The 14748-nt window shown below is 68.6% G+C and carries 7 protein-coding genes; 3 read left to right on the forward strand and 4 right to left on the reverse strand.

Annotated elements, in window-relative coordinates; all coding sequences use genetic code 11:
- Positions 1-387: 387 nt before the first annotated feature.
- On the reverse strand, positions 388-3663 hold the full coding sequence (locus tag KA248_03780) for a hypothetical protein (protein MBP7829017.1): 3276 nt from the start codon (positions 3661-3663) through the stop codon (positions 388-390).
- Between the two features lie 156 nt (positions 3664-3819).
- On the opposite strand from KA248_03780, the gene KA248_03785 reads away from it, so the two are divergent.
- From KA248_03785 to KA248_03795, 3 genes are read left to right on the forward strand one after another with little or no spacing between them, the layout of a single operon-like run.
- A complete protein-coding gene (locus KA248_03785; GenBank protein MBP7829018.1) occupies positions 3820-4842 on the forward strand; it encodes a LacI family DNA-binding transcriptional regulator in 1023 nt (340 codons plus the stop codon).
- Positions 4839-6806: a glycoside hydrolase family 31 protein gene (locus KA248_03790; GenBank protein ID MBP7829019.1), complete on the forward strand. Its 1968-nt coding sequence runs from the start codon at positions 4839-4841 to the stop codon at positions 6804-6806. Before KA248_03785 ends, KA248_03790 begins: the two co-directional genes overlap by 4 nt.
- Complete coding sequence (locus tag KA248_03795; protein ID MBP7829020.1) at positions 6803-11962, forward strand: hypothetical protein; 5160 nt, start codon at positions 6803-6805, stop codon at positions 11960-11962. The genes KA248_03790 and KA248_03795 overlap by 4 nt, the downstream gene beginning before the upstream one ends.
- Here KA248_03795 and KA248_03800 read toward each other — a convergent pair.
- From KA248_03800 to mnmA, 3 genes are all read right to left on the reverse strand, one after another.
- On the reverse strand, positions 11937-12683 hold the full coding sequence (locus tag KA248_03800) for a 16S rRNA (uracil(1498)-N(3))-methyltransferase (protein MBP7829021.1): 747 nt from the start codon (positions 12681-12683) through the stop codon (positions 11937-11939). The two genes, KA248_03795 and KA248_03800, sit on opposite strands and share 26 nt — an antisense overlap.
- Before the next feature lie 90 nt (positions 12684-12773).
- On the reverse strand, positions 12774-13607 hold the full coding sequence (gene larE, locus KA248_03805; GenBank protein MBP7829022.1) for an ATP-dependent sacrificial sulfur transferase LarE: 834 nt from the start codon (positions 13605-13607) through the stop codon (positions 12774-12776).
- Complete coding sequence (gene mnmA, locus KA248_03810) at positions 13604-14677, reverse strand: tRNA 2-thiouridine(34) synthase MnmA (GenBank protein ID MBP7829023.1); 1074 nt, start codon at positions 14675-14677, stop codon at positions 13604-13606. Before mnmA ends, larE begins: the two co-directional genes overlap by 4 nt.
- Positions 14678-14748: the final 71 nt, after the last annotated feature.

Below are 14748 nucleotides of genomic sequence, written 5' to 3' on the forward strand. Positions count from 1 at the left end.
ACCCCTTCCGCCATCATCAATCGCTTGGCAACCGTGGGTTCGATTCCGCGCGGCGCGGGCAGCCGCGCGGAAGGGCTGCTGCGCGAGCAGCAGCGGGCGAAGCCCCAAGGGCCTCGGGAGAGGCCCGCAGCAATCCCACCCCTTCCGCCATCATCAATCGCTTGGCAACCGTGGGTTCGATTCCGCGCGGCGCGGGCAGCCGCGCGGAAGGGCTGCTGCGCGAGCAGCAGCGGGCGAAGCCCCAAGGGCCTCGGGAGAGGCCCGCAGCAATCCCACCCCTTCCGCCATCATCAATCGCTTGGCAACCGTGGGTTCGATTCCGCGCGGCACGGGCAGCCGCGCCGGCGTGCAACTCCGCGGCTGCAAGTTTTCGTGAACAGGCCCAAGTCACGGCGTTCCCCGAATTCGGAAAAAGGCGGCCGGATTGGTCATCGGCACGTCGAACAGCAGTGGCCCGTCGTTGGTCAACAGCGGCCAGCCGGGCGAAAGCCATGAATCGGACGCCGCCAGGTCCGGCGTGGTCTGCAATTCGAATCCCGCGCAGGAGCCCGGCAGGTTGATCCGGGCGAGGGCCCCGGTCCCGGCGGACTCGATCGCCACGCGCGGTGTGCCGTCCCGCACCTCGACCCGGAGGTTCGTTACCGTGGAGTGGCCCGCGAAATCGGTCAGGGTGCACTGCACCACGGACGTCCCCGCCGGGAACAGGCTGCCCGACGGCGGCTCGAACGTCACCGTGACGTCGGGGTCGGCGTCGTCGGTGAACGCGGCCTGGAAATGTACCGGCGCGCGGTTGGTCGGATCCGAAGCGGGCGTCCACGCCACGAATTGGCCCGGTCCGGTCCATTGCGGCGCCCCGGTATCCGGCGTCGCGCCCGCGGTCGTGGCGAGCGGGGACATCGCGCTCATGTTGTGCGCGGCGTCGAAACTGAACAGGGCGGCATGGACGACGGCGCTGGTGCCCGGGTCGAGCACCACGCGCTGCACGGTCCCGCTCCGCGGCGCGAACGCCGGCCCGATGGCCTGGGCCGCCCACCAGTTGATGGTCAGGCGGTTCGTGGTCGATTCCTCCGTGATGGGGCGGTCGGCCCACACGATGTGGTAGCGCGCGGCGTCCGGCGGGGCGGTCCATTTCAGCAGGACGAGCCCGCCGCCGGGCACGGCCTTCACGTCCGTGACGGCCGGCGGCGGCGTGGTGTCGGGACGCGGGGCGGCTTTCGCGTAGAGGTAGTAGCGGCCCTCGAACTGGCCGCCCCACGAGGCGAAGTTGCCGTAGGGCGCTTCGCCGCCGTCGATGCCGCCGTCCATGAAGTCCTCCAGCTGGGTCCAGTACGCCGTCTTCCCGGTGTGCCCGTAGTACCAGGCCTGCGGGTCCACCAGCGTCAGCGCGGTTCCGCTGGACGTGCCCTCGCCCCCCTCGCGGGCATTGAAGTAGTAGGGGAAATGACCTTGGCGCAGGTTCCACTCCATGAGCCCGGACAGGTACTGGAAGCCCTCGGCGTATCCCTGCGGATCGCTGTGCGCAACTTCTTCCAGGTAGTTGGCCAGGAAACGCATGAGATAGCCGGTTTGAAATCCGCCGCCGGAAGGCTCGACCGATTCCTTCTGGTCGCCGTAGTACGGATCCTGGTCCGGCCGGAGGCAGTCGCGGATATGCGCGCGCAGCCGCGCCAGCAGGTTGGTGTCGCCCGTGACGCGCCAGGCCTGCAGGGCGTGCTGCAGGCTGTGCGCCGTCGCGCGGCTGGAGTAGTCGGGCCAGGGATCGAGCCGCTCCAGTCGGACGCGGCGGAACTCGCCGACAAAACGGTACCAGTCCCGGATCCACGGGTTGCCGGAGGCGAAGTAGGCCTCGGCCACATGGTAGAACCAGCCGTGCTGGTCGTCGCGCGCGTAGTATACCGGCGCCTCGCCTTCGCCCTCGACGCTCGTGCCGGGAAGCCGCGGCGCCGCCAGCGCCGATACGCCGTGGCCCTCAAAGATCCGCCAGCACCCGCCACCGTACGGGTTCTCCGTCAGCCGCAGCCGCGGCCAGTCCTCGTCGTGACGGTAATTCGCGATCCACTCCGGCCGCACGTTGAGCTCCGCAAGGGCCTGGTCCTGGTCGGCGAAGTAGTCGGCGGCGTCGCCGCTCGCCAGCCCGCGGGCCCCGCCGTAGGCCCATCCGCCGGGCGTCGAGGCCCCGCGCCGGTAGGAGGGCTCCGGGTCGCGGAAGAGGGCCCAGTTGAAGTTGTAGCTCGTGCCGGCGAACGCCGCCGGGTCGTACTCCGGGACCCGGCGGCCGGACGGTGCCGGCAGGTTGGCCTCGGGCGGCAACACCCCACCGAGATCCAGCGTGGCCGCGGCTTCGCGCTGCCAGCCGCGGTCGGCCAGCGCGACCGGCGGACGCTGGAACGTGCGCGCGAGCGCGAGCAGGTCCGCGTCCGCGATCCCCGCGCCGTGGAAATACAACAAGCCCTCCTTGACCACGTGCTGCATGTCCTCCAGCCAGAACAACGCGTTCGTGCCGAATTGCGGGGGCTCCGCCGCGCTGTGCTGGAAGAACTGGCGGCTCCACGACGGGAACAGCTGGAGGGACACCACGTTCTGCGTATCCACGCCCAACCCGTTCGGCCAGGTCTCCCAGAACAGCCGGAGCATGATCGCCACGCCGCGCCGCCCGTCGCGCACGTCCAGCACCCCCTCCGCCCCCGCGCCGTTGGGGAAGTTGGTCGCGTACAGGGCCGCGCTGTCCGACCCGCGCCGCACCGTCATGGCCGAGTGCGATTCCTGGGCCTGGAATAGCCCGTGCCGGTTGGTCGCCGTGAACGGGGCCGCGCGCCCGATGCCCGCCCGGACGACCGCGCCGGTGTCCAGGTTCAGCGGGAAGCACACGCGCATGTCCTTGAAATAGAGCGGCCACGAGCGCGCCGCGTTCTTCGCCGAGTTCTGGAGCTGGTAATCGATCTTCAGGAAGGGCTGGCCCGCGTAGGCGTACAGGCGGGCCGCGAAGCCGTGCCGGTGGTCGTTGGTCGCGAAGAATACGGCCGGTTCCTCCAGGCGGATCACCGCCCGGAGCGGACCGGCCTCCTCGACGGTCACGGCCAGGTTGGTGCGATCCGCGTCGCGCTGGACCGGCCCCGCGAAGTCGAGCGGCGTGAGCTGGCCGCCGTGGCCGGACCCCGGCGAGATGATCGCTTCGGCCCCGGAGAACTGCCCGTCTCCGTCCTGGTCCAGCCATACGGATTCCAGGAGCGCCCCGCGCTGCCGGGAGACGACGCACCGGAGCGGCCCGGTGGTGATCGTGATATTGGTGGCGGTCTCGGCCACGGTCACGGCCTGGGTGGGAAGCCGCGGGGTTCCCTCCTCCAGGGTCACGACGCGGTTGCTCCACGCGGGCAGGTCAGGCTGGAAATGGACCAGCAGGTGCCGCAGGCTCCCGTCGCCCGGCCAGCGCCCGAGGACCTCGCACTGGACCGGCAGCGCGCCTCCGTCCTCCCCGCGCAGGGCGAAGGCCCCGGTGTTGGTGGACAGGCCCCGCGGCAGGGGAACGACCGCCGACGCCGGAAAGCCGGCCGCATGCTCCCCGGCGCACTCCATGACGCGGATCGGGATGGTGACAGAGCGGCCTTCCGCCGCGAGCAGCATCGCGCCGGCCAGGGCGGCGGCATGTAACAGGGCCGATCGCATGGGGATATACATACACCGATCGGGCCGGGCGCGGCAGGACAAACCTTTTGGCTCGCCGGACTTGAATTCAGGTGTCCATTCCTTTGCGCAACCGGTTGTACAAACGGGGGCGGACGGGGTAGGATGTGTTTCGACGGGAAGGGGAGGCGCGGGCCCATGACCTTGCAGGAAATAGCGCGGCTGGCCGGGACGACGAAGAGCACCGTCAGCCGGGTGCTCTCGGACAGCCCCCGCATCTCGGATGAAACCAAGGCCCGGGTCAACGCCATTGTCCGGGAACACGACTTCCAGCCGAATTACCTGGCCCGCGCCCTCGCCCGCGGCCGGACCGGCACCCTCGGCGTCCTCGCGAGCAACATCAGCAGCGGGTTCTTCGCCGAGGTCATGCGCGGCATGGATATCGCCGCGGGCCGGAACCGCGGCCACCTCCTGGTCTCCATCGCCCACGGCGACGAGGATTATTTCAGCCTCTTCGACGACCTGCTGACCAACGGGCAGGTGGACGGCCTCGTGGCGATCGATCCGCCGATGGCGATCTTCGGCCGGGCCCTGGCGCCCGGCCACCGGCCGCTCGTGCTCTGCGCCGCGCGTCCCCCGGACCGCGCTCGGACCTGGGACGCCGTGGACAGCGTAACCGTGGACAACGCGCGGGGCATGGGCCGGCTCGTGGCGCACCTGGCCGGGCGGGGGGCGCGTGACATCGTCCATCTCGCCGGCCCCCGCAATAACTTCGATGCGCGCCAGCGCCGCGCCGCCTTCATGAGCGCCGCGCGGCGGCTCCGGATCCCGAAGTGGCGCGTCCTCGACGGGCACCTGATCCGCGAGGATGGGCGGGACGCGATCCGGAAGTATTTCACGGCGAAAGGCCGCCGGCCCGGTGCCTTCGTGGCCTTCAACGATTCCGTCGCGCTCGGCGTGCTCGCGGAAATCCGGAACGGTGCGCGCCGCCGGATCGCGGTGACGGGCTGGGATAACACACCGGCGGCGGAGGCGCTCGACCTGACTTCGGTGGAGATGCCGCTGACCCGGTTGGGCGAGATGTCGGCGCGCCTGCTGCTGGATCGCGTGGAGCATGAAGCCTCCGCGAAAGCGCCGGGGCGGCATGTCATTCTGGATTTGGAGTTGAAGCTGCGCAAATCCTCGCGCCTCTCCGCGGGGAGGAAAGGCGGGATCCGATGAGCATGGCCAACGGGCCGGCGTGGGCCGCGGCATTTCTTCTGGCGGGAGCCATTTCGTCGTCGGGAGCGGGTTCGCTTCGCGCTGTTTTCGGGGATCTGGCCGTCACCGTGACGCCGGCGGGCCCGGACGTCTACCGGTTCGACGTGGCGCCGGCGGCGGACGAGGCCGGGCCCCTGGAGCCGGGACCAGCGGTCCTGGCTACAGGAGAGGGGCAGGCGGAAATACATTGGAAGGACGGCTGGCTGGAGGCAAGACGCGGGGACGCCGCGCCGCTCTGGCGCGGGCGGCTGTCCGTGCTGAAGGAGTACGGCCGCGCGAACGTGCCAGGCACGCGGCTGGAGTGGGAGGCCGCGCCGGGCGAGGCGCTTTATGGGCTCGGCCAGCGTTTCAGCGGGCTCAACGTCGCCGGGAAGATCGTGGACATGTGGATCCGCGACGTGCCGGGGCAGGGCGAGGCGAGCTACTTCTGCACGCCGGTCTTGTTCAGCAGTTCCGGCTACGCCCTCTTTGCCGTCGACAACCCCGAGGGCGCGTTTGCCCTCAATCCGCTGGGCCAGGGCCTGAACCGCTACGACCGCGCGGGCCGGGAGTGGACCTTCTACCTCGCCTTCGCGCCCACGCTGAAGGAACTCGTGCTGAAGCGCGCCTCCATCCAGGGCCCGTTCCGCGGCGTGCCGGACTGGGCCTGGGGGCCGTGGATCAGCCGTAACAGCTACGAGAACCAGGGCGAGGCGGAGGAGGCCATCCGGGGCATGACGGAGCGCGGCCTTCCCGTGTCCGCCATTGTCCTCGAAGCCTGGAAGGGGCCGTACGAAACGGGGGAGTTCAACCGGTTCGCGCATGGCGGGTGGAGGGAGCTGGACCGTTACTTCGCCCTCTGCCGGGAGCACGGCATTCGCACCGTCCTCTGGCAGGTCCCCGTCATCCCGCCCTCGCATCCCGGAATCGAGGATCTGGCCGCGGCCGGGATGTTCGTTCGGCAGCCGGACGGTTCGGTGAGCTGGCGCCGCGAATGGCTCGCGGGCATGGCGAACATCGATTTCACGCGGCCGGAAGCGGTGGCGTGGTGGAAGGACCAGCAGCGCGACGCCCTGCGGCTCGGCGCGCGCGGGTTCAAGGCCGACGACGGCGAGGACATCAAGGCCGATGACGTCTTCTCGGACGGCCGGCGTGGCTGGCAGTTGCACAACGAGTATTCCACGCTGTACGCGCAGGCCCTGTACGGCCTGTTCGACGAGGAGGGCGTGGACGGGATGCTGTGGTGCCGCAGCGCCAGCCTGGGCTGCGAGCGCACGCCCGGGCTCTGGGCGGGCGACCAGTACGCCAACTGGGAGCAGTATCGCTCGTTGCTTCCCGCGGGCTTGAGCGCGGGCGTGAGCGGCGCGCCGTTCTGGAGCCACGACATCGGCGGCTACATCGGCGATCCCTCTCCCGAGCTCTACATACGCTGGCTCCAGTTCGGCGCGTTCAGCCCGTTCATGCAGTACCACGGCATCAAGCCGCGCGAGCCGTGGCTGTTCGGGCCGGAGGCGGAAGCCGCGTATAAGCTGCTGGCCCATCTCCGGATGAACCTGAAGCCGACACTGATCGAGCTCGGTCGCGAGGCGGCGGCGACGGGGATGCCGATCATGCGCCCGATGATCCTGGAATTTCCGGACGATCCGCGTTTCCTGGCGGAGGATTCGCAGTACATGCTCGGCCCGGATCTGCTCGTCGCGCCGATCTTCCAGGAGGGCGCGGCGAAACGGATCGTCAAGTTCCCCGCCGGCCGCTGGCGGCACCTGCTGTCGCCGACGATCCACGAGGGGCCGGCGGACATCGAGATCACGTGCGGCCTCGTGGACGCCCCGGTCTACGTCCGCGAAGGCGCGCGGCTGAAAGCACAGTTGGCCCGGGGCGCCGCCCTGGGCCACTGGTCGCCCGACGCGCCGGTTCGCGAGCTCCGATTCAGCCGACGACCATGATGCAGAACCTTTACGGATATCCTGGAGGGCGGCGGGCCTCCGCCGCCGTCGCGGCCGGCCTCCTGCTGCTGTTCCTGGCCCCGGGCGTTCGGGCGCTCGACTGGGTCGGGCACGTTACCATCGGCCCGCAGGACGGCTTCATCGAGTCCACCAACGACGTCTGGATCAACGTCGAATCCTCGCCCGCCGGCGGCGCCACGGGCGCGCGGGTGGTCTACAGCACCGACGGCGGCGGGAGCTGGGTATCCACGAACATGTGGGCCAACGGCCGGCTCGGTGTCCATGACTGGTGGCACGTCAATCTCGGTCCGTTCCCCGGCGGCACGGTGATCCGCTACGCCGTGGAAGTTTTCGCCGACGGCGGGGGCTCGATGTGGGACCGCAACGACGGCACGGACTATTACGCCCATGTCAACGGCGGCGCCGGGTCGCGCTGGTACGGGAACACGCGCCACGACCCGCCCAACCAGCAGGTGGACGCGGGCGAGGGGGTGACCGTCTTCATCGAGACCTATCCCATCGGCACGGCGGCCACGGCGCGCGTGGTGTACAGCACCGACGGAGGGGCCCACTGGACCTCCGTGGCCATGACGAAAAACGGAACGGTTGGCGCGAACGATCTGTGGCAGGCCTCGATCGGAAGTTTCGCGGCCGGTTCGACGAACTTCTACGCGGTGGAGGTCACGTTCGGGCCGGACGATACGGAATGGGACACGAATAACGGCGCGAACTACCCGCTCATCATAAACAACCTCCATCCTGGCCAGTGGGTCGGCCTCACGCGGCACAGTCCGCATAACGGCGACATCGACCCCGGCGACGATCTCTTCGTCACCGTGGAATCCCGGCCGCGCGAGAAGGCGAGCTCGGCCAAGGCGGCGTACAGCGTCAACGGCGGCGCGTGGCAGGAGGCCGGCCTGCCGTGGCTCGCGGTATCCGGCTCGAACGATGTCTGGCGCGGCAGTATCGGCTCGTTCTCGGCCGGCGACGAGATCCGGTACGCCGTCGCGGTGAACTTCGGTTACGGCGGCGAGACCTGGGACACGGCGGGCGGCACGAATTTCTACGCCTTCGTTAACACCGCCTCCACGTCGCGCTGGGTCGGCAATACCACGACCTGGCCCGAGCCGGGGGAGATCGATCCGGAGGACGCCCTGTGGATCAATACCGAGTCGCGACCGGCGGGCGATTCCATCTCGGCCCGCGTGATCTGGTCCACCAACGGCGGCACGGCGTGGAACTCGACGCCGATGACATCGAACGGCACGAACGGGAACAATGCCCTGTGGCACGTCAACCTCGGCCCGTTCCCCGCGGGGACGACGAACGAATTTGCCGTCGAGGTCGCCTTCACGGGCGGGGGGACCCTTTGGGACAGCGCGGGCGGCGCGAATTACAAGGCGGTCGTCAACTCGCCCCGGGAACTCTCGTGGATCGGCAACACGGTCCACTGGCCGGCGGACACCAACCTGGACGCGGGCGAGGACTTCTGGATCAACACGGAGACCGAGCCCCTCGGCGCGGCGACGAACGTGCGCGTGGTCTACACGGCGGACGGCGGCGCGACCTGGCAGGAGGCGAACCTGTCCACCAACGGCGCGTCGGGCAACCGGACGCTCTGGCACGTCAACCTGGGCGGTTTCGGGGAAGGGGTGGTCGTGCGTTATGCCCTGGAGGCCAGGGATGTCTACGGGAACTCGCTTTGGGACAACAGCTGGGGCGAGGATTTCTACGTCCGCGTGAATTCACTGATCCGCGACCTGTACACGGACAAGGCGCGGTACAACCCGGGCGACACGGCGACGATCTCGGCGGAGTTGTACAACGCGTCCGGCTCGCCGGTCACCGGCACGCTGCGGCTCCGCGTGTCGCATCTGTTCGGCGAACTGGCGGTGATCGAGTCGAACGTGACGGTCGGGGCCGGTTCGGGGGTGACGGTGAACCTCCCGTGGGGAACCCCGCTCGACGACTTCCGCGGGTACGCCGTGGATGCGGACTTCGTCGCGGGCGGCGCGACGAACGATCGCCGGTCCACGGCGCTGGACGTGAGCAGCGACTGGACGAAGTTCCCGCGCTACGGCTTCTTCTCCGACTTTTACGAGGGCGAGCAGTCCTGGGACTCGGAGGCCAAGGCGAAGGAGTTGAGCAAGTATCACATCAGCGCGGTGCAGTTCTACGACTGGATGTGGGAGCATGACAGGCTGGTGCCGTATGCGGACGACGGGACGCGTCTGAACGTCTTCGAGCAGATTGACGGGCGGGTGCAATCGCTCGTGACGGTGTCCAACAAGATCGCCGCCGCCAGGGGCCGGAACATGTTCACCATGGCCTATGATTTGCTCTACGGCGACAGCGGGCGGGGCTCGGCCCCGCTGCACCCGGAGTGGGCCGCGTACAACAAGTCGTGGGCGACCGACCCGGTGGACATCCGCCAGCATCCGCTGGGCAGCCACACGATCTGGGTCATGGACTGCTCGAACGCGGATTGGAAGCGATGGATCTTCAACCAGTACAAGGACGCGCTGATCAAAATGGGGTTCGAGGGAATCCACCTCGACAACCTGGGCGGGGCGTGGAGCTACCGGTACGACTCGAACGACGGCATCTGGGAAGGCGACGCCTTCCCCTCGTTCATCAACGACTGCCGGGGCGAACTCCGCGAGGTGAACCCGGACGCGCGGCTGATCCACAACGACGTGTACGCGGGCTATCTCGACCAGGTCGCGCCGTCCGCGGTGGATGTATATTACGCTGAAGTATGGGGTTATGACCGGTACAGCGACGTGCGGGAGCTGATTCTGCGCGCGAAGGACCGGGGCCGGAAGCAGGTTGTTCTCGCCGCGTACATGAACCTGGATGACTATACCAATTACTTGAGCGAGGCCTCGGTCCGGCTGATGGACGCCTGCGTGTTCGCCAACGGCGCGTATCATATCGAACTGGGCGAGGGCGTGGAGATGCTCTCGAACCATTACTTCCCGATGCACTGGCCGCCGATGCGGCCGACGCTGCGGCGCGCGATGCGGGATTACTATGACTTTATCGTGAAGTACGAAAACCTGATCTTCTTCAACACGCTCGGGGACGTGGTGGACGGCACGGCCGCCGCGAACCTCTCGAGCACGACCCATGCGATCAGCAAGACCGGCGCGGCCGGGAGCGTCTGGGCCGTGGCGAAGATCTGGCGGGACGAGTTCGACACGCTCAACCTGGTCAACCTGAACGGAGTGGACGAGCTCTGGCGCAACCGCAGCGCCCGGCCGCCGGCGCAGACCAACATCGCGTTCAAGTACTACGTCGACAAGGTCGTCCGCCACCTCTACGTCGCCACGCCGGACGACGGGCTCGGTCGCCCGCGGGAGCTGGCCTTCACCGGGGGCACGGACGGCGGCGGCTACTATGTCGAGTTCACCGTGCCCGCCCTGGAATACTGGGACCTGGTGGTGTTGGACAAGAGGACGGACATCAAGGTGGACGGCTGGCCCGGCGACTGGACGGGCGCCGCGCCGACGAACATCCATGCCGTCACCGTGGACCGGGGCGAGTGGATCTACACGGGCGAGGCGAACGACTCCAGGACCTTCGGCGGGGCCTCGCCGGACGAGGACATTACCGAGGTCCGCTTCACCTGCGACGAGACATACCTCTACGGCCTCATCCGCATGCAAAACATCACCAACGCGGAACTCCCCGCGATCGGCATCGCCTGGAATTCGCATCTCGGCGGCGGCAGCTTCCCCTGGATCGGGGACGCCTCCACGCCGGGCGCCTCGATCGGGCTGGAGAACGGCGACCAGCACGCGACGCGCGAAATCATGATCTACTCGGCCGGCGGGACGGCGAAGATCCGGCTGTACAACGGCAGCGGTTGGTATGTGCCGAACGCCCTGGATTCCGCGGTCGCCGTAAGCACGGGCGACGATGTCCTCGAGTTCCGCATCAACCGGTACGACCTCGACCTGTTCTACCCGCAGGAGGTCACGGTGTCGCTGGCCTCCTTCCGCGGCAGCAGCAACGAGGCGGGCAGCGACGCGACCTACGACACGCCCGACGACAATAACGACGGGATTGACGTCCTGGGCGGTGACGTCGGCGTGTCGGCGAACGCGTGGGCCCGCGACCTGGACGACAACACGATGGGCCGGCATTACCGGATCCTGTTCAACCAGCAGGGCGCGGATGCTTCCGTCCGGATCGCGTGGCCGAATTTCGACGGGCAGCGGATCGACATTCTCACGAACGAGGCGTACACCATCGTGGCGCGGTTCACCGAGACGTTGTCCGCGGTCACGAACGACTTCCTGTTCGCCGTCAACGGCGTGGCGCAGGATCCGGCAGGTTATTTCTTCCAGGATGAGGTCGCCGGGGATTTCATGGGCGAGGTCCGGTTCCCGTGGGCCGACACCGGCAGCGGCATCCGCACCATCGAGGTTTCCTATGCCGCGTCGGGTTTCGACCTGACGGCCTCGCGGACGGTGAACCTGAATCCCGACACCGATGGAGACGGGATCCGGGACGCGCTGGAGGACGTGAATCGGAACGACGTCTACAACACCCCGTATGAAACCAGTTACACGAACACCGACACGGACGCCGACGGCCTGGCCGACGGGTTCGAGGACGGCAACCGCGACGGGCGGATCACGGGGGATGCCAACAATAATTATCTTCACGACTCCGGCGAGCAGTGGTGGGAGACCGATCCGCGCAAGGCCGACACCGACGGGGACGGCCTGCCGGACGGATGGGAAGTGGCTCACGGGCTGGACCCGTGGGACGACGGGGTTGCCGGGCACACGAACATGAACACCGACGCGGCCATTACCGACGACCTCGAGGGCGGGGCGGGCGACCCGGACGGCGACGGGATGTCCAACCATGAGGAGTACATCGCGGGCACGGGCCCGCAAAACCGGTACTCCTTTTTCGGGCTGGGCGGCTTTTCCAATGCGCCGGAAGGCGCGTTCTACTTCAGTTGGCCCAGCGCGACGGGCCGCGTGTACGGCGTGCAGGTTTCGACGAATCTGCTCGCGGCCTTCGAGGGCTGGTCCAATGGAATTCCCGCCACGCCGCCGTCGAATACGCTCCGCGACGGCGATCATGCGAACGACACGCGGCGCTTCTACAGGGTCAGCGTGACGTATCCGGCCCCATAGCGGCGCGGAGCAAGGCCAGCAGCGCGACGCAAGCCGTGTCCGTGCGCAGCGTGCGCGCGCCCAGGGAAACGGACAGAAAGCCGTGGGCGGCCAGCAACTCCTCCTCGTACGGAATCCAGCCGCCCTCGGGGCCGACGGCCAGGAGAACCCGGCCGGGATTCGACACCACGACCGCGTCCCGGATGGAACGACCCTCGCCGGGTTGCGCGATGAGGCGTAAACCGTCCGGGAACAAGCCGTTCAACTCGTCTTCGACCAGGATCTTGAACTGCTTGAACACGCGGACCTCCGGCAGCCGCGTGTCCCCGGCTTGCTGGAGCCCCTCGATCAGCAGCGGGCGGTACACCTCCGGCCGCAGGACGTGCGAATCGAAGTACATCTTCTCGACCTTCCACGCGTTGGTCAGGATGATCCGGCCCACGCCCAGGGCCGCCAACTGCGCCCACAGCCTTCGCAGGACCTTGGGCCGGGGCAGGGCGAGCAGCAGGTCCACGCGCGGTCGAGGAGGAACCGCGTCCTCGAACACACACGACAATTCGACGGCCTCTTTCGCGAGCGTTGTTACGGTGCCCGTGCCGGGTGGGCCGTCCAGCAGGCCGACGCGAATCGTATCGCCGCATCGGGCGTTCAGGACCTCTACGACATGGCGGGCTTGTGTCCCTGTCAGTCGGACCGAACGGTCCGCTTGCAGGCTCCCGGGCTCGATCAGCAGGAGGTTCACCTGTTTCGCTCTTTCGCGGCTGCCGTTCGCATGAACTTTCCCTGGAGGGCGGCAGGCTCCTGCCGCCGTCAAACCCGTCGCCCTCCATCTTCAAAGCACTTCGTTCAAACTCCCGGTCCGGTACCCCTGCAGGTCGAGAGCGACGAAGCGGAATCCCGCGGCCTTGACCGCCCGCGCGATCTCCGAGCGCAACGGCGCCCGGGCCGCGCGTTCGATGTCCCCGGGCGCCAGCTCGATGCGCGCGAACTTCCCGTGCGCCCGCACGCGGACCACGGCAAAACCGAGGCCGCGCAGCGCGTCCTCGGCCTGCTCCACCGCGCGCAGGATCTCCGGCGTGATGGCCGTGCCGTACGGTACCCGCGAGGACAAGCACGCGGAAGCCGGCTTGTCCGCCGTCGGCAGGCCCAGCAACCGCGAGGCGGCCCGGATATCCGCTTTGCTCCACTTCGCTTCCAGCAGCGGGCTGCGGACGTTCAGGTTCCCGGCCGCCTCGCGGCCGGGCCGGTAGTCGCCGAGGTCGTCGGTGTTGGCGCCATCCAGCACGATCCGCTTCTCGTTTTCCCGGGCGAGTTGGCCGAGCAGCGTGAACAGCTCCGTCTTGCAATGGAAGCAGCGGTCCGGGGCGTTTTTCAGGTAGGCCGGGTTGTCCATCTCCCGGGTTTGGATGACGCGGTGGCGGATGCCGATCCGCGCGGCCAGCTCGCGAGCCGCCTCGAGTTCCTTGCGCGGCAGAGAGGGGGAGTCCGCAGTGACCGCCTCCGCCTGCTCGCCCAGCACGCCGTGCGCCGCCGCGGCGAGGAAGGCGCTGTCCGTCCCGCCGCTGTACGCGACCACGACCGCGCCCAGCTCCCGGAGCAGGCGTCCCAACCCGGCCGCCTTGCCGGCCAGTTCCGGCGGCCAGGCGATGTCTGCCCACGGCGTCATGGGGTCCTCTCCGCGGCGATCCAGCCGCCGCCCAGCACGTCGTCTCCGTCGTAGAACACCGCGGCCTGGCCTGGCGTGACCGCGAATTGAGGCTCGGTGAAATCCACTTGCGCGCCGCCGGGCTTCGTCGGCCGCACGGTCGCCCGGGCGCCGGCGTGGCGGTAGCGGAGCTGGACCTCGCATTCGATAGCGCCGGCCGGCGCCGGCCGGATCCAGTGCACATCCTCAACCTGGCAGCCGGGCTTCAGCGTTTCCTCCAGCGGGGCGACGATGACGGTGTTCGTGTCGGCGTGGAGTTCCTTGACGTACAGCCGCTGCGCGGCCGCGACGGCCAGGCCCTCGCGCTGCCCGATGGTAAAGTGATAGTGGCCTTCGTGTTGGCCGAGGACGCGGCCGGCCGTGTCCGTGATGGGGCCGGGCTGATGGAGATGAGGGCGGCGTTTCTCGATGAACTCGGCGTAGCCGCCTTCGGTCACGAAGCAGAGATCCTGGCTCTCGGAATCGTGGATCACGGGCAGCTTCTTCGCCCGGGCGATGTCCGCGACCTCCGGCTTGGTCAGGTCGCCGAGCGGAAACAGGCTATGGGCCAGTTGCGAGGCGTCGAGACGGTGCAGGAAATAGGACTGGTCCTTCTTCCGGTCGCGCCCGCGGGAGAGATGCCAGCCGTCCTCGCGGCGGGCCAGGCGCGCGTAGTGGCCGGTGGCGAGGTGGGTGCAGCCGAGCGCCAGCGCCTCCCGCAGGAGCAGGCCGAACTTGACCACCTCGTTGCAGCGGACGCACGGCGAGGGGGTGCGTCCCTCGGCATATTCCTGCACGAAGGGCGCGACGATGCGTTCGCCGAAGAACCCGAGTGCGTTGAGGAGGTAGTGGGGGATGTCCAGGAAGTCCGCGATCTGCCGGGCGCGGCGCGCGTCGTCGAGCGAGCAGCAGCGGGACCCCTCGCGCCAGAGGTGGGCGGTCAGGCCGACGACCTCGTGGCCCTGCTCGGCCAGCAGCGCCGCCGCGACGGAGCTGTCCACCCCGCCGCTCATACCGACGGCGACGCGGAGCTTTGGAGTTGTCGATGTCATCGCATCCCGCACCAAGATTGCCCACCGGTGGCGTCTTGGCAAGCTTTCGGCGTCGCGGGAGCTCCGCCCTC

Source organism: Kiritimatiellia bacterium, assembly GCA_018001225.1.
Taxonomy (GTDB): Bacteria; Verrucomicrobiota; Kiritimatiellia; order CAIQIC01; family JAGNIJ01; genus JAGNIJ01.

Bases quoted from the DNA above. Each gene is read 5' to 3' on its own strand.
- KA248_03790 (MBP7829019.1), top strand. From the start codon at position 4,839: ATGAGCATGGCCAACGGGCCGGCGTGGGCCGCGGCATTTCTTCTGGCG.
- KA248_03795 (MBP7829020.1), top strand. From the start codon at position 6,803: ATGATGCAGAACCTTTACGGATATCCTGGAGGGCGGCGGGCCTCCGCC.
- KA248_03780 (MBP7829017.1), bottom strand. From the start codon at position 3,663: ATGCGATCGGCCCTGTTACATGCCGCCGCCCTGGCCGGCGCGATGCTG.
- KA248_03785 (MBP7829018.1), top strand. From the start codon at position 3,820: ATGACCTTGCAGGAAATAGCGCGGCTGGCCGGGACGACGAAGAGCACC.
- mnmA (MBP7829023.1), bottom strand. From the start codon at position 14,677: ATGACATCGACAACTCCAAAGCTCCGCGTCGCCGTCGGTATGAGCGGC.
- larE (MBP7829022.1), bottom strand. From the start codon at position 13,607: ATGACGCCGTGGGCAGACATCGCCTGGCCGCCGGAACTGGCCGGCAAG.